Raw genomic sequence first — 18261 nt, forward strand, 5'->3', positions numbered from 1 at the left:
CGTGAACATGATCGACCTCTTCCCCACCGAGCCTCTGCACGATCTCGAACAACTGCTCGCCAGCCTGGCATTGGTCGCGCCGTTGTTCGATGCGATTCCGGGTGTGGTCTTCTTCGTCAAGGACGCCCAGGCGCGCTATGCGCTGGTCAATCAGACGCTGGTGCAGCGCTGCGGTTTCAAGAATAAAAGCCAGATCGTCGGGCTGACCGCCGAAGAGGTATTCCCCGCCCGCTTCGGCCCGCTGTACACCGCCCAGGACCGCCGCGTGCTGGCCGATGGCAGGCAACTGAGCGATCAACTGGAGCTGCACCTGTATTACGGCAATCAGCCGATCTGGTGCCTGACCCACAAGATCGCTGTGCGGGATCGTCAGGGCGCGATCATCGGACTGGCGGGTATCTCCCGGGATCTGCAGATCCTGCAGACGACCCACCCGGCGTATCAGAAGCTGGTCGAGGTCGACGCGTACATTCGCGAGCACTTCGCGCGGCCCATCACCCTTGAGCAACTGACGGCCATTGCCGGGCTGTCCATTGCCCAGCTGGAGCGGCACTGCAAACGCATCTTCCAGCTGACGCCCCGGCAGATGATCCACAAGGCGCGGCTGGGTGAGGCGTCGCGGTTGTTGCAGGAAGACCTGTCGATCACCGAGATCGCCCTGCGCTGCGGGTACACCGATCACAGCGCGTTCAGCCGCCAGTTTAAGGCGCTGACCGGGGCGTCGCCGAGTGAGTATCGGGATTCGCAACGGCGCATATGAATCCACCGCCATCCTCCCTGAATGATCGCGGTGCTTCTGTAGGACTGGCATTAGCCGGGAAGAGGCCAGTGGGAACACCATAAATCTCGGGTGTGACGACCGACGCCTTCCCGGCTAAAGCCGGTCCTACGGTGATTGCAGTGCGGCGCAATCTGCATCTTTGCCGCACGGCAACGTGCATCAATGAAGCACGCCGCGCATTCCTGCTCCTTTATGTAACACCGCCCCGCGCGTTTAAAACACTCATCAAAACCCCGGCCCGCTGATCCAGAGCCCTGCACGCCGTACTGGCAAAACAGGCACGCTGCGTGCATATCAAATATCGTATACGAAATTACTTATCCGGCCGTTTCCCCCTTTGCACGCACCGAGGCTTCTATGAAAAACCAAGCTGTCGCCGTCGCCCTCCTCGCCGTCATGAGCTCTTCATTTATCAACACCGCGCTGGCCGATAAGCTCGATGACATCATCGACTCCGGAAAACTGCGCTGCGCCGTGACTCTGGACTTCCCGCCGATGGGGTCCCGTGATGACAAGAACAACCCGGTCGGGTTTGACGTCGATTACTGCAACGACCTGGCGAAGGTGCTGGGCGTGACTGCCGAGGTGGTGGAAACGCCGTTTCCGGACCGCATTCCTGCACTGGTTTCAGGGCGAGCTGACGTGATCGTGGCGTCGACTTCGGACACCCTGGAACGGGCGAAAACGGTGGCGATGACCATCCCGTATTTCGCCTTCCAGATGGTGGTGCTGACCCGCGACGACGCCGGCATCAACAGCTACGACGACCTCAAGGGCAAGGATGTCGGCAACACCAGCGGCACGTTCGAAGCGATCGCGCTGGAGAAGGATCAGAAGAAATGGGGCAGCGGCAGTTTCCGCGCGTACCAGACCCAGAACGACACCATCCTCGCCGTCGCCCAGGGCCACATCAAAGCGTCCGTGGTCACCAACACCGTCGCCGCCGCCTCGATCAAATCCGGCAAATACAAAGGCCTGAAGATTGCCGGTAACGCGCCCTACACCATCGACTACGTTTCTCTTGCGGCCAAGCGTAACGAGTACGGGCTGATCCATTACCTGAACCTGTTCGTGAACCAGCAAGTGCGCTCGGGACGCTATGCCGAGCTGTATGAAAAGTGGGTGGGCGGCAAGCCGGTCGACCTGACCGTGCCGGGCGTCTATTACTGAGTTGACGCACGCAAGTGATCGCTCCCTGCGGCCTGATCGTTCCCTCGCTCCGCGTGGGAATGCAGCCCCTGACGCTGATCGTTCCCTCGCTCCGCGTGGGAATGCAGCCCCAGACGCTCTGCGTCAGAAAAGCGCAACGCGGAGCGTCGCAAGCGGCGTTACCACGCGGAGCATGGGAACGATCACCGGAAACGATCGAATCCCGGAACCGGGTCATTCATTCAGGAGCCCACGATGTCTGAAGTCTCGTTGAACGGGCGCTGTCTCGTTTCCGGCAGCGCTCAGGGCGAATTGCTGTACGCCGACGTGGGCCTGAGTTTCTGGGGTGGGGTCGAGCCGTTTACCGGTGAAGTGATCGACCGTCATCACCCCCTCAGCGGCCAGTTCATCAACGGTCGGGTGCTGGCCATTCCCAGCGGACGCGGCTCGTGCACCGGCAGCAGCGTGTTGCTGGAACTGATCCTCAACGGCCACGCCCCCGCCGCACTGGTCTTCGAGCGCGTCGAAGACATCCTCACCCTCGGCGTGTTGATCGCCGAGCAGATGTTTGGCCATTCGATTCCGGTGATCAGCCTCGGCGAAGCGGGTTTTGCGGCGCTGCGGGACATCGCTTTCGTGCGGGTCGAAGATGACCGCGTGAGCGGCTTTTCCAGCCCTCCGCCTCCACTTTTTCGCGATCACCCACTTCAGGCGAACCGCCGCGCCATCAGCACCATCGCCCTGACCGAAACCGACCAAGGCTTTCTCGACGGCGCTTACGGCAAAGCCGCGCAGGTGGCGATGGGCATCATCCTGCGCATGGCCGAGCTGCAAGGCGCGACCGAACTGCTGGACATCACCCAGGCGCACATCGACGGCTGCATCTACACCGGCCCGGCCAGCCTGCGTTTCGCCCGGCAACTGGTGGCATGGGGCGCCAAGGTCCGTGTGCCCACCACCCTCAATTCCATCTCCGTGGACAAGCGCCGCTGGCGGGAACTGGGCGTCGACCCGGCCCTCGGCGAGCCGGCCAGTCAGCTGGGCGATGCCTATCTGGAGATGGGCGCGCGGGTGAGTTTTACCTGCGCGCCGTACCTGCTGGACAGCGCACCGGAGCTGGGCGAGCAAATCGTCTGGGCCGAGTCCAACGCCGTGGTCTACGCCAACAGCGTGATCGGCGCGCGCACCCTGAAATACCCGGATTACCTCGACATCTGCATCGCCCTCACCGGCCGCGCGCCGAAGATCGGCTGCCACCTGACCCAACAACGGTTGGCGACCCTGCGCATCGACGTCCCTGCACTGGACGGCCTCGACGACAGTTTCTACCCGCTGCTCGGCTATCACGTCGGGCTGCTGTGCGGCGCCACCATCCCGGTAATCTGCGGCCTCGAACACAAGGCGCCCACGCTGGATGACCTCAAGGCCTTCGGCGCGGGGTTCGCCACCACGTCCGCTGCGCCGATGTTTCATATCGCCGGCGTGACACCCGAAGCCACCACCGCCGAACTGGCGCTGGACGGGCATGCGCCGGAGAAAACCCTGAGCGTCAGCCCCGCGGATCTGCTGCACAGCTGGCGCGAGTTGAACAGCGCGCCAACGCCGGAAGTGGACGCCGTGACGCTGGGCAATCCGCATTTTTCCCTGAGCGAATGCGCGACGCTGGCGCACCTGTGTGGCAGCCGGCGCAAGCATGACAACGTGGCGATCGTGATCACCTGCGGCCGCGCCACCCTGGAACGCGCGCAACAGGCCGGCTATGTCGAGACGCTCGAAAACTTCGGCGTGCAGTTCGTCACCGACACCTGCTGGTGCATGCTCGGCGAGCCGGTGATACCGCCGACCGCGCGCAACCTGATGACCAACTCTGGCAAATACGCGCACTACGCTCCAGGGCTGGTGGGGCGTCGCGTGCATTTCGCCAGCCTGGCCGAGTGCGTCGACAGCGCGATCACCGGTGTCGCCAGCGGGCGCCTGCCAGCCTGGTTGATGGCGGCGCACCAGGCGGAGGTCAGCGCAGATGTTTGATTACAACTTCCACTGGCGCGCGGCGTTCAAGGCCCTGCCCGACATGCTCAACGGCGCGTGGGTCACCTTCGAAACCGCCGCGCTGTCGATGATCCTCGGCGTCACCATCGCGCTGTTTCTGGTGTTCATGCGCCAGGGCAAAAACCGCCTGTTCCGGGGCTTCGCCGCCACCTGGATTTCCATCGCGCGCAACACGCCGTCGCTGTTCCAGGTGTACATCCTGTATTTCGGCCTGGGCTCGTTCGGCCTGCACATCAGTTCGTGGGCCGCGTTGCTCGCCGGCATCACCATCAACAACGCGGGCTATCTGGCGGAGAACTTCCGTGGCGGTCTTAAGGCCGTGCCCGACACGCAATTGCGCGCCGCCCGTTCGCTGGGCATGAGCGCACCCCAGGCGTACCGGCTGATCGTCATTCCGCAGTTGCTGCGCATCGTTTTCTATCCGCTGACCAACCAGATGGTGTGGGCCGTGCTGATGACCTCGATGGGGGTGATCGTCGGCCTCAACAACGACCTCACCGGCGTGACCCAGGACTACAACGTCAAGACCTTCCGCACCTTCGAATTCTTCGCCATTGCGGCGGTGCTCTATTACCTGATCGCCAAGCTGATCGTGGCTGTTGCACGGCTGCTGTCCTGGCGGCTGTTCCGGTACTGAGGAGATGAGCATGTTCGAGAGCACGTTCACCTGGAACGACCTGCAATTCATGCTTCAGGGCGCCTGGGTCACGATTTTGCTGACCGTGGTGTCGATGATCATCGGCACGCTGGCGGGGGTGGTCTGCGGCATGGCCCGCGCCCTCCTGCCGCGCAGCACGATTCCGCTGGCATGGGTGCTGGACGTGTTCCGCAGCGTGCCGTTGCTGATTCAGTTCGTCCTGTTCAACGCGCTGAAAAGCATCGTCGGCCTGAACTGGAGCGCCTTCGCCGTGGCCTGCGTGGTGTTGGGGCTGTATGTCACCGCTTATTGCACGGAGATCGTGCGCAGCGGCGTGCTGTCGGTGCCGCTCACGTTGCGCCGCGCCAGCCGCTCCCTGGGCCTGACGTACTGGCAGGACCTGCGCCAGATCGTCATGCCGATGGCCACCCGCGTGGCGTTTCCCGGCTGGATCAACCTGCTGCTCGGGGTGATGAAAGACACCGCGCTGGTGATGTGGATCGGCATCGTCGAACTGCTGCGCGCCTCGCAAACCATCGTCACGCGCATTCAGGAGCCGCTGCTGGTGCTATGCATCGCCGGCCTGATTTATTACGTCATGAGTCTGGTGGTCGCTCGCCTGGGCGCCCGGCTGGAAACGAGGTGGCAGGAAAATGATTGAGATCGACAACGTGCACAAGTCATTCGGCGAGCTTGAGGTCATCAAGGGCGTGAGCCTGCAGGTGAACAAGGGCGAAGTGGTGTCGATCATCGGCGGTTCGGGCTCGGGCAAGTCGACGCTGCTGATGTGCATCAACGGGCTGGAATCGATCAAGAGCGGCAGCATTCGCGTCGATGGCACCGAGGTGCATGCCCGGGGCACGGACATCAACAAACTGCGGCAGAAGATCGGCATTGTGTTTCAGCAGTGGAACGCGTTTCCCCATCTGACGGTGCTGGAAAACGTGATGCTGGCGCCGCGCACGGTGCTGGGCAAAAGCAAGGCCGAAGCCGAAGCGCTGGCGGTCAAGCAACTGACCCATGTCGGGCTGGGCGACAAGCTGAAGGTGTTTCCCGGCAAGTTGTCGGGTGGGCAGCAACAGCGCATGGCGATAGCCCGGGCGCTGGCGATGTCGCCGGATTACATGCTGTTCGACGAAGCGACGTCGGCCCTCGATCCGCAACTGGTGGGCGAGGTGCTGGACACCATGCGCATGCTGGCCGAAGACGGCATGACGATGATTCTGGTGACCCACGAAATCCGCTTCGCCCGGGACGTGTCCGACCGCGTGGCGTTTTTCCGCAACGGGCTGGTGCACGAGATCGGCACGCCGGATCAGGTGATCGGCAACCCGCAACGGCCGGAGACGGCGGATTTTTTGCGATCAATCAACTAGAGCCATTTCAGGAGGGCCTTAGGTCATGCGCTCAACGAAAGTGATTCATGTGGTCAGTTGTCACGCTGAAGGTGAGGTGGGCGATGTGATTGTCGGCGGGGTTGCGCCGCCGCCGGGCGACACGATCTGGGAGCAGTCGCGCTGGATCGAGAAGGACAACGTCCTGCGCAATTTCATGCTCAACGAGCCGCGCGGCGGGGTGTTCCGTCACGTCAATCTGCTGGTGCCTCCCAAGCACCCGAAAGCACAAATGGGCTGGATCATCATGGAACCGGCCGACGTGCCGCCGATGTCTGGCTCCAACTCCTTGTGCGTGGCGACGGTGCTCCTGGACAGCGGAATTCTGCCGATGACCGAGCCGGAAACCCGCTTGATCCTGGAGGCGCCGGGCGGTCTGATCGAAGCGATTGCCCAGTGCCGCGACGGCAAGGTGACGAGCGTCGAGGTGCACAACCACCCGTCGTTTGCCGACCAGCTGGACGTGTGGATCGAGGTGCCGGGGCTGGGGTCGATTCAGGTGGATACCGCCTATGGCGGCGACAGTTTTGCCATCGTCGATTCGGTCAAGCTGGGCTTTTCGTTGACCGCCGATGAGGCGAAGGACCTGGTGGACACCGGCCTGAAAATCACCAAGGCCGCCAATGAGCAACTGGGTTTCAGCCATCCGTTGAACAAGGACTGGAATCACATTTCGTTTTGCCAGATCGCCGCGCCGGTGAGTTTTGACGGCGGCGTGGCCAATGCGGCCAACGCGGTGGTGATTCGTCCCGGCAAAATCGACCGTTCGCCGTGCGGCACCGGGTGTTCGGCACGGCTGGCGGTGTTGCATGCGAAGGGTCAGCTGAAGGTGGGCGACCGGTTTATCGGGCGTTCAATTATTGGCTCCGAGTTTCACTGCAAGATCCAGAGCGAGACCGAGGTGGCAGGGCGCAAGGCGATCATCCCGAGCCTGTCCGGGCGGGCGTGGATCACCGGCACGCACCAGCACATGCTCGACCCGAGCGATCCGTGGCCAGAGGGGTACAAGTTGAGTGATACCTGGCCAGTGGGGTTGAAGCTGTAAATGCTGCGGCTGCTTTCAATAAATGCGAAACCGATTTATCTGAAGGAATGCAAAACCGATTTTTTCTGGATGAATGCACAACCGATTTGGATGGACGCATGCAAAACCTGTGGGAGCGAGCTTGCTCGCGAATGCAGGGTGTCAGTCACCACATCCATCGCAGACACAACGCCTTCGTGAGCAAGCTCACTCCCACAAGGACTGTGTTTTCTGCGGGACAGCGCGGTGTCTGCACCAACGATGTCCCACATGAATTAGGAACTATCTGAAACACCGTTGGAACACCAAACGACCGGGCGTCATACGCCCAAACTAGAACGTATACGAAATACCTTTATCCAATCAGGAGTCAATCATGAGCCAGTCCGTGTCCTGGAGCGGGGTCTTCCCTGCCGTTACCACCCAATTCAACGACGATTTCTCCCTCAATCTGGAGGCCACCCATAAAGTCATTTCCAATTTGGTGCGCGATGGCGTGTCGGGACTGGTGATCTGCGGGACCGTGGGGGAAAACACCTCGTTGAGCGTCGCTGAAAAGATCAGCCTGGTGGAAGCCGCCAAAGACGCCTCGGCCGGGCGCGTGCCGGTGATTTCGGGCATCGCCGAGTTCACCAGCGCCAACGCCAGCGCCGTCGCCAAAGAGGTGCAGAAAGCCGGCGCCGACGGGATCATGCTGATGCCGGCGCTGGTGTACTCGGCCAAGCCCTTCGAAACCGCCACCCACTTCCGCACCGTGGCCGCCGCCACCGACCTGCCGATGATGGTTTACAACAACCCGCCGATCTACAAGAACGACGTGACCCCGGACATCCTCATCTCTCTGGCGGACTGCGACACCATCGTGTGTTTCAAGGATTCGTCGGGCAACACCAACCGCTTTATCGACGTGCGTAACGAAGTCGGCGACCGCTTCGTGCTGTTTGCCGGGCTCGATGATGTGTTGGTGGAGAGCGTTGCGGTGGGCGCGGTGGGCTGGGTGTCGGGGATGTCCAACGCCTTCCCGAAAGAGGGCGAGACGTTGTTCCGTCTGGCCAAGGCCGGGCGTTTTGCCGAGGCGATGGCGCTGTATGAATGGTTCATGCCGCTGCTGCACCTGGATGCGCGTCCGGACCTGGTGCAGTGCATCAAGCTGTGCGAAGCAATCATGGAACGCGGCAGCGCCCTCACCCGCCCACCCCGCCTGGCGCTGCCGGACAGTGATCGGGAATATGTGGAGAAGTTGATGAAGACGGCGTTGGCGAACAAGCCGGTGTTGCCGGATGTGGGATTGTGATGCCTGCGGTTTTAGGGTGAACGGATTTGCGTTTTTCGGCGCAGATCTATGGTGTAAAGACCGGCCTCTTCCCGGCTGAAGCCGGTCCCACAGGGTCGTGCATTCGGCCGGGGACCGGGTTTCAGCCGGGAAGGCGATTCCACGGTTTCAACGCGGTTTAGTGGGACCGGCTTTAGCCGGGAATGCGGTTTAACAGGTTCAACGCGCGTCGAGCCCTACACATTCACCACATTCACAAACCGTGAGGCGGCGGTTTCGTCAATGCGCAGGTTGGTGAAATCGAACAGGTTGCGGTCCGCCAGTTGCGAGGGCTGGACGTTCTGCAGGCTGCGGAAAATCATGTCGGAGCGGCCGGGGGTCTTGCGGTCCCATTCCTGCAGCATCTCCTTGACCACCTGACGCTGCAGGTTTTCCTGGGAGCCGCACAGGTTGCACGGGATGATCGGGAATTGCTTGAAGTCCGAATACGCCTGAATGTCCTTCTCGGCGCAATACGCCAGCGGACGAATCACCACGTTGCGGCCATCGTCGGCGCGCAGCTTGGGCGGCATGGCCTTGATGCTGCCCTGGAAAAACATGTTCAGGAAAAACGTCTCGACGATGTCGTCTCGGTGGTGACCCAGCGCCATCTTGGTCGCGCCGATTTCATCCGCAAACGTATAGAGCGTGCCGCGACGCAGACGCGAACACAGCGAGCACGTGGTCCGGCCCTCGGGCACCAGTTCCTTGACCACCGAATAGGTGTCTTTCTCGACGATGTGGTACTCGACGCCCAGTTGCTCCAGGTACGCCGGCAGGACGTGCTCGGGGAAGCCCGGCTGTTTCTGGTCCATGTTCACCGCGACGATGTCGAACTTGATCGGCGCGACTTTCTGCAAATGCAGCAACACATCCAGCAGGGTGTAACTGTCTTTGCCGCCGGACAGGCAGACCATCACCTTGTCGCCCTCTTCAATCATGTTGTAGTCGGCCACCGCTTCGCCCGCGAGCCGACGCAGACGCTTCTGCAGTTTGTTCTGATTGACTGAAAGGGTGCCCATGGCGCTGGTATCCGCTCGCTGTGGTGGGAAGAGACGTGGGGAAAGGGTCGGCATTTTACGCAAAAAAGACCGGGTCGGGTAATGGCTGTCGCGGGTGAAACCACCGTCGATATGGAGGGCCCTTGATCGCCAACCGCTATTAACAGCGCCCTTGAACGCCTCAATCGCTCTAACGCCTCCGGTTTACGGGTGCTCAGCTTTCTATACTGACCTGAGAGGTCCCAGCCATTTCCCTTGCTCGACTGTGACCTTGTCCTGACGGCATCTGCAGTCGGGCTTCGTGGGAAGCGGCGGCACACATCACGGGAGTAACGGACATGATCCATCACGTCTTGGGGCTGTTCACCCACCCCGATCAGGAATGGCAACAGATACGCGGCGAAGGTGAAGAAAGCATCGGCCATATGTACTTCACCCACACGCTGATCCTGGCGGCGATCCCGGCGGTGTCGGCGTACATCGGCACAACCCAGGTGGGGTGGCAGATCGGCGACCGCGCGCCGGTCATGCTGACCAGCGATAGCGCGGTGTGGATGGCGCTGATATCGTACATCGCCATGCTCGCCGGCGTCGGCGTCATGGGCGGCTTCATCCACTGGATGGCGCGCACCTATGACGCGACACCCAGCCTGGCGCGCTGCGTGGCCTTCGCGACCTACACCGCGACGCCGCTGTTCCTCGGCGGGCTGGCCGCGCTGTACCCGCACATGTGGCTGGGGATGATGGTCGGGCTGGCGGCGGTCTGCTACACGGTGTACCTGCTGTACGTCGGTCTGCCGGTGTTCATGGGCGTGCACCCGGACGAAGGCTTCATGTTCTCAAGCTCGGTGCTGGCGGTCGGGCTGGTGGTGTTGGTGGCGATCATGGCGTTTACGGTGGTGCTGTGGGGCGTGGGGATCGATCCTGAATTCACCAGTTAGTACCCGGTGACCATTCGGCGCTTTGGGTTTTGGCGGCACAGAAGCTTTGCGGCATACTCGCCTCCTCTGGAGACCGATGAAGCATGCTCGAACCACTCAACACCCGCGTCGAATCCTGCTACCAGCAAGCTGAAGATTTCTTCAAACGCCCTTTCAAACGTCCGGTCGTGAGCGTCAAACTGCGCGGCCAGAAGGCCGGCGTGGCACATCTGCACGAGAACATGCTGCGCTTCAATCCGCAGCTGTACCTGGAAAACCGCGAGGACTTCCTGCGCCAGACCGTCCCCCACGAGGTCGCGCACCTCGTTGCACATCAACTGTTTGGCGACACCATTCAACCCCACGGCGAGGAATGGCAGCTGATCATGCGCGGCGTCTACGAACTCCCGCCCAACCGCTGCCACACCTACGAAATCCAGCGCCGCAGCGTGACCCGCTATATCTACCGCTGCCCGTGCCCGGAGAGCGATTTCCCGTTCACCGCCCAGCGCCACAAGCTGGTGCGCAAAGGCCGGCGCTACCTGTGCAAACGCTGCCGGGAGATTCTGGTGTTCAGCGGCGAGACGCGGGTGGAGTGATTGCCCGCTTTCTCAAGTGGCTGCAAGTAAGTCTTCGCGAGCAAGCTCGCTCCCACAGGATTGGAGTGGACTCGGGACCTTGTTAAAGCCACTGAGGTTGCGCACGAGTGACCGGGGTGGACGCGGGATCTTGGTAACGCCGCTGGACTTGTGGGAGTGAGCTTGCTGACGAAGGGGCCAGGGCAGTCAGCAATTTTCTCAAGGGGCTGCAGCAAGGCTTCGCGAGCAAGCTTGCTCCCACAGGATTGGAGTGGACTCGGTACCTTGTTAAAGCCACTGAGGTTGCGCACGAGAGGCCGGGGCATTCGATTGACCCGGCCTTCAGATTTCACCCAAACACCCCCGCCTCACTCATCGATTCAATCTCCTGCGCGCTGAACCCCGCTTCGGCCAGCACCTGCGCAGAGTGCGCGCCGACGGCCACGCCGATGTGCCGGGGCGCGGGCAGTCCTTCTGAGAACTTCACCGGGCAGGCCATCTGCACCTGAGCGCTGCCGTCACCGCGGGGCACCTGCGCCAGCATCTGGCGCGCCTGAATGTGCGGGTGCTGCGTGGCTTCGGAGAAACTCAGCACGGGCTCGACACAGGCATCGATCCCGGCGAACAGCGCTTCCAGCTCATCAGAACTGCGGCGCTCGAACTCGATTTCCAGCTCACGCCTGAGCGAGGCCTGTTGTTCGGCGGCAAACGAGAGCCCAAGCCGCGCCAGTTCCGGTCGTCCCAGCGCGGCACACATCCTGTGGAGAAACGCCGGCTCCAGCCCTCCCACCGAAAACCATCGGCCGTCGCGGCTGCGGTAGTAATCGTAGAAGCTGCCGCCGTTGAGCATCTGCGTCTCCCGATCGGGCTCAACGCCGGCTGCCAGATACCCCGCGCCGGCCAGGGCATTCAGGCTGAACGCGCAATCGGTCATGCTGACGTCGACGTACTGGCCCTGCCCGGTTTGATGACGCGCCACCACCGCCGCGAGCAAACCGATGACCCCGTGCAGCGAACCGCCGGCCACATCCGCGACCTGCACGCCCAAGGGCAACGGCCCGCTGTCCTGGCGCCCGGTGTGGCTGGCCAGCCCGGCCACCGCCATGTAATTGATGTCGTGGCCGGCGCGATCACGGTAGGGCCCGGTCTGGCCGTAACCGGTGATGGCGACGTAGATCAGCCGCGGATTGATCGCCTTCAACGCCTCATAACCAATCCCCAGCCGGTCCATTACGCCCGGCCGAAACTGCTCCAACACGATGTCGTAATCCGCCACCAGTCGCTTGATCACCTCGATGGCCTGAGGCTGTTTGAGGTCCAGCGCCAGGCTGCGTTTGTTGCGGTTGAGGTAGGCGTGACTGGCCGAGATGCCATGGTCGTGGGGCGGCAATTCGCGCAGCAGGTCCCGGCGGGTCGGTGATTCGATGCGCAACACCTCGGCACCCATGTCCGCCAGCAGCAGCGAAGCGAATGGCCCGGGCAGCAGCGTCGAAAAATCGAGGACGTTGAGCGATGACAGCGGACCGTGCATGGGGCGTTCTCAGATGGCCAGCGGGTGACTCAGAGTAGGTGCGATTCGCCCATAAAAAAAGCCTGTCCGAAGACAGGCTTTTTCAACAACCCTTACCGCTGACGCGTGTTACGAACGCAGCTCACGAACGTACAACAGGGGTAGGCGCAGTTTCGGCCACACCCAGGTCGTCGGTCGGCGCGGTGTTGTCGATGGCACGACCGCCAGAAGCCAGCTCGGACTGCATCTGCGGAACGTCCAGCTCACCGACCCACTTGGCGACAACCAGGGTTGCCACGGCGTTACCGCACAGGTTGGTCAGGGCGCGGGCTTCGGACATGAAGCGGTCGATGCCCAAGATCAGCGCCAGTCCGGCAACCGGCAGATGGCCCACGGCAGACAGGGTCGCGGCCAACACGATGAAGCCGGAACCGGTCACGCCTGCCGCACCTTTGGACGACAGCAGCAGCACCAGCAACAGGGTGACCTGATGGGTGATGTCCATGTGGGTGTTGGTGGCCTGAGCGATAAACACCGCAGCCATGGTCAGGTAGATCGAGGTACCGTCGAGGTTGAACGAGTAGCCGGTCGGGATCACCAGACCCACGACGGATTTCTTCGCGCCCAGACGCTCCATCTTGATCAGCATGCGTGGCAGCGCCGACTCGGACGACGACGTGCCCAACACGATCAGCAGTTCTTCGCGGATGTACTTGATCAGCTTGAGGATGCTGAAGCCGTGGGCGCGGGCGATAGCACCCAGCACCACCAGCACGAACAGCAAGCAGGTGATGTAGAAGCACAGCATCAGTTGGCCGAGCTGCACCAGCGAGCTGACGCCGTAGGCACCAATGGTGAACGCCATGGCACCCAGCGCGCCGATCGGGGCAAGCTTCATGATCATGTTGATGATGTTGAACATGACGTGGGCGAAGCGATCGATGAAGTCCAGGATCGGCTTGCCGTAGGCACCCAGGCGGTGAAGGGCGAAACCGAAGATCACCGAGAACATCAGCACTTGCAGGATGTCGCCGTTGGCGAACGCGCCGACGATGGTGTTCGGGATGACGTTGAGGATGAAGCCGACGATGCTCTGGTCTTTACCGGCGGTCACGTAGGCCGCGACCTTGGAAGCGTCGAGGGTGGACACGTCGATGTTCATGCCGGCGCCCGGCTGGACGACGTTGACCACGATCAGGCCGATGATCAGCGAGATGGTCGAAACGATTTCGAAGTAGAGCAGCGCGTAGCCACCGGTCTTGCCCACGGATTTCATGCTCTGCATGCCGGCGATGCCGCTGACGACGGTGCAGAAGATGATCGGTGCAATGACCATTTTGATCAGTTTGATGAACCCGTCACCCAGCGGTTTGAGCGTTACGGCAGTTTCGGGGTACCAGTGACCGAGGGCGATACCGACGATGATCGCGACGATCACCTGGGCGTACAGGGATTTATAGATGGGCTGACGAGTCGTCATTGCAGTTTCCTCAAGAGCATCGGTCTGCAACATTCCGGTTGCAGAGACGCCTAAAGTGCGAACCCTCCTGCTCGGAGGGATTTGTTTTTGTCGAGCTGCGCGCGGCAGACCTCTGCCCAGTGCATCGCAAGCACCGTGCCAGAGTTGTTAAATCGTGTGACAGGCCCGGATTCCGTGAACCGGCTGGTTAACGATAGACCCGTTGGCCGAAAGAGGGTGGCGGTTTTCCGCCGTTTGCCGGCAAATCGTCCGCCACACTGGCGGGTATCCGCCTTGATGGGAGTGCCAAGTGGCGAAGTTAGATCGCGAACTGGATGCGGAACGCCGCGCCGCCCAGTTCCGAATCGCCCAGGGTGAGCCGCGCGCCGTAGCTCTCGATGATGTCCTTGACCACCGCCAGACCGATGCCCTGCCCCGGGTTTTGCGTGTCCAGCCGCTCGCCGCGTTCGAGAATCCGTGCGCGCTGGCTTTCCGGAACGCCCGGGCCGTCGTCTTCGATGCACAGCTCGTCGCCCATCATCGATGACCGCCAGCTCACGCGAACCTCACCGAGGCACAGCCGGTAGGCGTTTTCCAGCAGGTTGCCGAGCATCTCCAGCAAGGCGCCCTCTTCCATCTGCACCTGACAATTGTCCGGCAGGTCGAGCACCACGTTGACGCGCTTGTCGCGGTAGACCTTTTCCAGCGTGTTGCACAGGCTCTGCACCACGGGTTTGAGGGCCACGTGATAGCGCACCAGCCCGCTTTTTCGCAGGCTGGCGCGTTGCAACTGATAGCTGATCTGCTGGCTCATGCGTTCGATCTGCGATTGCAGAATCCGCGCCTGCTCAAGGTCTTCCGGCCGTTTGGCGATCTGCTCGCTGACGCCTTGCAGCACCGCCAGCGGGGTTTTCAGGCTGTGGGCGAGATCGTCGAGGGAGTCGCGGTAACGAATGCGTTGTTCACGTTCGCTGCGCAGCAGGCGGTTGAGGGAGTCGGTCAGGCGCAGCAGTTCGCTGGGGTGTTCTTCGCTGAGGCTTTCCCGCGAGCCGGCCTCGACCTGATCCAGTTCCTGACTCATGCCCCGCAGCGCACGCAGGCCCCAGGTCAGCCCGCCCCACAGCAGAATCAACAGGACCAGCAGCGCGCCGCCGAAACCCAAGTAGAGTTTTTCGCGCAGGCCGGAGATGGTTTCCTGGTATTCGCGCACCGGTTGCAGGGCGACGATGCTGTAGGCGGCATTGCGCCCGCCGAGCAGTTTGATTTCGACGTCGTAGACAAAGAACTCTTCGCCGTTGGGTTGGCGGATCTTGGCGAATTCGTTGCCGCGGCCGTCGTAGCGCGGCTGGTAGTCAATCGCTTCGTCCTCGGTGGCCCGGGAGCGCCACACCAGCTTGCCGGCGCGGTTATAGATGTAGCCGAGCAAGCGGCTGTCGGGCAGGGCGAACTGCTCGCCGGGCAGTAACGACGGCATCAGCAGGTGGTCGTCTTCGACGCGGGCAGCGGAGATCAGCGTGGTGACGTCGGACGCCAGACGTTTTTCGATGGAGCTTTCCAGCGCCAGGCTGAAAGCGCTTTGCAGCGCCGGCAGCATGAGGAGCATGAAGATGACGGCCAAGGTCGCGGCGCCCAGCATCAGACGCAGGCGCAGCGAACGGATCATGTACAGCGCTCGGTAAACAGGTAGCCCAGGCCGCGCACGGTGTCGATCGGTTTGAAGCCGGCAGGCCCTTCGAGCTTGCGCCGCAGCCGGCCGACCAGCACTTCGATCACGTTCGGATCGCGCTCGTCGTCATCGGGGTACAGCTGTTCCATCAGGCGTTCCTTGGGCACCACTTGCTGGTGGTGACGCATGAGGTATTCGAGAATCCGGTATTCGTAGGCGGTCAGCGCCAGCGGCTGTTCGTCCAGGGACGCCTGCTTGCGGTTGAGGTCCAGGCTCAGCGGGCCGGCAACGATGGTCGAGTGGGTGAAACCGCTGGAACGGCGCAGCAGGGCGTTGAGGCGCGCTTCGAGTTCTTCGAACTGGAACGGCTTGACCACGTAGTCGTCGGCGCCGGCGGCCAGGCCTTCGACTTTGTCTTGCCAGTTGCCGCGCGCGGTCAGGATGAGGATCGGGAACGCCTTGTTCTGCACGCGCAGTTGACGGATCAGGTCGAGACCGCCGACACCCGGCAGGCCCAGGTCGATGACCGCCAGATCGTGGTTGAACTGGCCCGCCTGATACAACGCTTCCTCGGCGTTGCCCACCGCTTCGACGACGTGACCGCTTTCGGTCAAACGGGTCTGCAGGTGGTGACGCAGCAGGGCTTCATCTTCGACAACCAGCAATTTCATGACGCTCTCCCAGGCAAAGGCAACCCTCTTTTTTCAAGAGTTTCAACGACGCTGCCGAGCGCGTGCAGTGTGACGAGCCCGGCAGCGATTGTGCAATCCAGACACCGCGAAAAACAGGCTGGCGGCTTATAAAATTGGCTTATAAAACGTGGTGGACGGGTAAATAGGTGTGCTGACTCTCGCTCAGACTCAGCGAAGGCGGTTGCTGCACGGCGCGGACCGGTAAGCGGGTGTCGAACAGTCTAGTTGTGCCTGGCAAGGACGCCTGTGGATCGTAAGCGGTCGGAAGATTGGCCGTTTGAACGCCCACACCGTTGACGCGGGCGGTGAGATTTCCATAGCCGGCGGCGTAGGGATGATCAACGGGCTGCTGGCTGAAGGTCTGGCTCCAGCTGCCGACCTGGGTGCTGCTGGCAAGGCTGCGGCGCAGGCCGTTGATGCGGTCGGCGCGCTCGGTGTTTTTGCCGAAATCGGTGCGGGACACGTCCGCATTGCCATCAGCCGCTTGCGCCGCCGCGCTGCTGCCAAGAAACGCCAGCGCCAGAAAGAGCTTGTTGAACGTCAGCATGAGCAGGTCCTCCGGCGCCAGGCGCCTTGTTGGGTACGGTTTGGAGCATACCCAGCCAGCGCTGAACCCCTCCTGAACACGCACTGGACCAGAGCATTCGTCAGCAAGCTGACTCCCACGGGTTCTGTGCATGACGCTGAAATCCGGGGCAACACACATCTCCTGTAGGAGTGAGCTTGCTCGCGATGCTTTCTGCCTGTGCCATCGACTTTGCCTGACCCACCGCATTCGTCAGCAAGCTGACTCCCACAGGTTCTGTGCATGACGCTGAAGTCTCGGGGCAACTCACATCCCCTGTAGGAGTGAGCTTGCTCGCGAATGCGGTCTGCCTGTGCCAACCACCTCGCCTGACCCACCGCATTCGTCAGCAAGCTGACTCCCACAGGTTCTGTGCGTGCCCCTGAACTCTCGGGGCAACACACATCTCCTGTAGGAGTGAGCTTGCTCGCGAATGCTTTCTGCCTGTGCCATCCACCTCGCCTGACTCACCGCATTCGTCAGCAAGCTGACTCCCACAGGTTTTGTGCTCACCTTGGATTTTGCATTCGCTGGAATGCAGTTCTGCGCATGACGCTGAAATCCCGGGCAACGCAGGCCATTGTGGGAGCGAGCTTGCTCGCGAAGACGGTTTGCCTGCCCGCAAACCAGTTTTGCGCCCAACACCGCGGTTCCGGCAGAATGCCGGGCATGACTCGATCCCCGACACTGCCCGACTGTTGCCCTGCCCTCACCGCTCACTGGCCCTTGCCCCAGGCGCTCAAAGAGGTGGTGTTGGTGAGCAGTCGGTTCGATCCGCAAAAGCTCATCGACGGCGATTTTCAGCGCTGTCTCATCGAGCCGCCCGCTTCCATTCAGCGCTCGGTGGCCAAGCGAAAGACGGAATTCCTCGCCGGTCGTCTGTGCGCGCGGGAGGCGATGCGCCAGTTGGACGGCCGCACCCACGTCCCCCTCATTGGCGAGGACCGCGCGCCGATCTGGCCGCAGGACATCACCGGTTCGATCACCCACAGCACCGGCTGGGCCGCCGCGATCGTCGCGCGCAAAACGGCTTGGCGCGGATTGGGCCTGGACGTCGAACAGCTGATGAGCAACGAGCGCGCCGTGCGCCTGGCGGGTGAGATTCTGACGCCGGCAGAAATGCAGCGCCTGAACGCCGGGCCAGAACATGAAGCAGCCAAGGTCGTCACCCTGACCTTTTCCCTGAAAGAAAGCCTGTTCAAGGCCCTCTACCCCATCGTGCTCAAGCGCTTCTATTTCGAGGACGCCGAGTTGCTGGATTGGTCAGACGACGGTAACGCGCGGCTGCGGCTGAAAATTGATCTGTCGGCGGAATGGCATAACGGCAAGGAGCTGGACGCGCAGTTCAGCGTGGAGGATGGGCAGCTGTTGAGTCTGGTGGCGATTCGGGGGTGACGGCCGCGCCCAATGGACAGGGACTGTCAGATTTTTTGTGTGCGGGCTGGTAGCGGCCTGCCGTTAGGCAGGCCGTGCTTTTACCAGGTCGGCCTGATAAATCGATCTCCGTACAGAATCGCAAATTGA

General features: G+C 61.9%; 17 protein-coding genes. 11 read left to right on the forward strand and 6 right to left on the reverse strand.

Annotated features, from left to right (window positions below; genetic code table 11):
* The first annotated feature begins 7 nt into the window (after positions 1 to 7).
* The 8 genes from ACYASU_RS11860 to ACYASU_RS11895 all read left to right on the forward strand — a co-directional run bounded on the left by ACYASU_RS11860 (position 8) and on the right by ACYASU_RS11895 (position 8328).
* Positions 8 to 760 carry a PAS domain-containing protein gene (locus ACYASU_RS11860; protein WP_463582907.1) on the forward strand — a complete coding sequence of 251 codons (753 nt, stop codon included), beginning with the start codon at positions 8 to 10 and terminating at the stop codon, positions 758 to 760.
* 378 nt (positions 761 to 1138) lie between these two features.
* Positions 1139 to 1951 carry an ABC transporter substrate-binding protein gene (locus ACYASU_RS11865; RefSeq protein WP_192172921.1) on the forward strand — a complete coding sequence of 271 codons (813 nt, stop codon included), beginning with the start codon at positions 1139 to 1141 and terminating at the stop codon, positions 1949 to 1951.
* Between the two features lie 234 nt (positions 1952 to 2185).
* Positions 2186 to 3958 (forward strand): cis-3-hydroxy-L-proline dehydratase, encoded by a 1773-nt coding sequence (gene lhpI / locus ACYASU_RS11870; RefSeq protein WP_463582908.1) that lies wholly within the window; start codon positions 2186 to 2188, stop codon positions 3956 to 3958.
* Complete coding sequence (locus tag ACYASU_RS11875; RefSeq protein ID WP_065992814.1) at positions 3951 to 4616, forward strand: amino acid ABC transporter permease; 666 nt, start codon at positions 3951 to 3953, stop codon at positions 4614 to 4616. The genes lhpI and ACYASU_RS11875 overlap by 8 nt, the downstream gene beginning before the upstream one ends.
* A gap of 10 nt (positions 4617 to 4626) precedes the next feature.
* Positions 4627 to 5277 carry an amino acid ABC transporter permease gene (locus tag ACYASU_RS11880; RefSeq protein ID WP_282371234.1) on the forward strand — a complete coding sequence of 217 codons (651 nt, stop codon included), beginning with the start codon at positions 4627 to 4629 and terminating at the stop codon, positions 5275 to 5277.
* Positions 5270 to 5992 carry an amino acid ABC transporter ATP-binding protein gene (locus tag ACYASU_RS11885; protein ID WP_065992809.1) on the forward strand — a complete coding sequence of 241 codons (723 nt, stop codon included), beginning with the start codon at positions 5270 to 5272 and terminating at the stop codon, positions 5990 to 5992. The genes ACYASU_RS11880 and ACYASU_RS11885 overlap by 8 nt, the downstream gene beginning before the upstream one ends.
* Positions 5993 to 6017: 25 nt before the next feature.
* Complete coding sequence (locus ACYASU_RS11890; protein ID WP_463582909.1) at positions 6018 to 7055, forward strand: trans-3-hydroxy-L-proline dehydratase; 1038 nt, start codon at positions 6018 to 6020, stop codon at positions 7053 to 7055.
* A 355-nt stretch (positions 7056 to 7410) separates the two neighbouring features.
* The gene (locus ACYASU_RS11895; protein WP_122622254.1) at positions 7411 to 8328 is read left to right on the forward strand and encodes a dihydrodipicolinate synthase family protein; all 918 of its coding nucleotides are present in this window, start codon (positions 7411 to 7413) and stop codon (positions 8326 to 8328) included.
* Positions 8329 to 8543: 215 nt separating this feature from the next.
* Here ACYASU_RS11895 and ttcA read toward each other — a convergent pair whose 3' ends face one another.
* A complete protein-coding gene (gene ttcA, locus ACYASU_RS11900; protein ID WP_192172926.1) occupies positions 8544 to 9368 on the reverse strand; it encodes a tRNA 2-thiocytidine(32) synthetase TtcA in 825 nt (274 codons plus the stop codon).
* Positions 9369 to 9685: 317 nt separating this feature from the next.
* Here ttcA and ACYASU_RS11905 point away from each other — a divergent pair, with 317 nt between their 5' ends.
* A complete protein-coding gene (locus ACYASU_RS11905; RefSeq protein WP_463582910.1) occupies positions 9686 to 10288 on the forward strand; it encodes a Yip1 family protein in 603 nt (200 codons plus the stop codon).
* 83 nt (positions 10289 to 10371) lie between these two features.
* On the forward strand, positions 10372 to 10866 hold the full coding sequence (locus tag ACYASU_RS11910; RefSeq protein WP_192172928.1) for a SprT family zinc-dependent metalloprotease: 495 nt from the start codon (positions 10372 to 10374) through the stop codon (positions 10864 to 10866).
* A 328-nt stretch (positions 10867 to 11194) separates the two neighbouring features.
* On the opposite strand, the gene ACYASU_RS11915 is transcribed toward ACYASU_RS11910, so the two are convergent.
* From ACYASU_RS11915 to ACYASU_RS11935, 5 genes are all read right to left on the reverse strand, one after another.
* A complete protein-coding gene (locus tag ACYASU_RS11915) occupies positions 11195 to 12376 on the reverse strand; it encodes a CaiB/BaiF CoA transferase family protein (RefSeq protein ID WP_463582911.1) in 1182 nt (393 codons plus the stop codon).
* A gap of 121 nt (positions 12377 to 12497) precedes the next feature.
* A complete protein-coding gene (locus ACYASU_RS11920) occupies positions 12498 to 13835 on the reverse strand; it encodes a dicarboxylate/amino acid:cation symporter (protein ID WP_346627567.1) in 1338 nt (445 codons plus the stop codon).
* A 298-nt stretch (positions 13836 to 14133) separates the two neighbouring features.
* Complete coding sequence (locus tag ACYASU_RS11925; RefSeq protein WP_346627566.1) at positions 14134 to 15477, reverse strand: ATP-binding protein; 1344 nt, start codon at positions 15475 to 15477, stop codon at positions 14134 to 14136.
* The gene (locus ACYASU_RS11930; RefSeq protein ID WP_133777011.1) at positions 15474 to 16151 is read right to left on the reverse strand and encodes a response regulator transcription factor; all 678 of its coding nucleotides are present in this window, start codon (positions 16149 to 16151) and stop codon (positions 15474 to 15476) included. The genes ACYASU_RS11925 and ACYASU_RS11930 overlap by 4 nt, the downstream gene beginning before the upstream one ends.
* Before the next feature lie 139 nt (positions 16152 to 16290).
* Positions 16291 to 16719, reverse strand: coding sequence for a hypothetical protein (locus ACYASU_RS11935; RefSeq protein WP_463582912.1), 429 nt, complete (start codon positions 16717 to 16719; stop codon positions 16291 to 16293).
* Positions 16720 to 17406: 687 nt separating this feature from the next.
* Between ACYASU_RS11935 and ACYASU_RS11940 the strand changes: the two genes are divergently transcribed.
* Positions 17407 to 18132: a 4'-phosphopantetheinyl transferase family protein gene (locus tag ACYASU_RS11940; RefSeq protein ID WP_463582913.1), complete on the forward strand. Its 726-nt coding sequence runs from the start codon at positions 17407 to 17409 to the stop codon at positions 18130 to 18132.
* The last annotated feature ends 129 nt before the right edge of the window (positions 18133 to 18261 follow it).

It is taken from the genome of Pseudomonas sp. HP_12, from assembly GCF_055283955.1.